This is a genomic window from Paracoccus sp. S4493, from assembly GCF_000967735.1.
In the GTDB taxonomy this organism is placed as follows: Bacteria; Pseudomonadota; Alphaproteobacteria; order Rhodobacterales; family Rhodobacteraceae; genus Paracoccus; species Paracoccus marcusii.
The window spans coordinates 1-389 of sequence record NZ_JXYF01000091.1; the positions used below are offsets into that span (position 1 = coordinate 1).

The 389-nt window shown below is 75.6% G+C and carries 1 pseudogene; it reads left to right on the plus strand.

The features are described 5' to 3' along the window. Positions 1 to 389: pseudogene (locus TW83_RS21145) on the plus strand (urea ABC transporter permease subunit UrtB); the annotation flags it as partial.

Here is a 389-nt window from a genome sequence, read left to right on the forward strand (position 1 = left end):
CTGCAGTCGCTGGAACGCGGCGCGGCACCCGACCAGCTGCCGCTGCTGCGCGCGGCCTTGGACGATCCCGACCCCGTGCTGGCGGCGCGCAAGGCGCGGCTGGAACGCCTGCTGACCATCCAGCACGACCCCGACAGCGCCGCCCGCGTCGCCGCGATCGAGGAGATGGCGGGCGACGTCGGCCTGGATTTCCGTGCCGCGCTGAACCCGCTTCTGGTGACCCGCGCGGTGGTGGCCCCCGACACGCCGCCGGGCGCCAATGTTGCGCGCGAGCTGACCCCCGGCGACGCGGGCCTGCCGCGCGAGGCGGCCCTGGCGCAACTGGTCCAGCAGGACCTGCTACAGCCGCCCTTGTCGGGTGCCGATCAGCGCGCGGCGCTGGCCGCCAA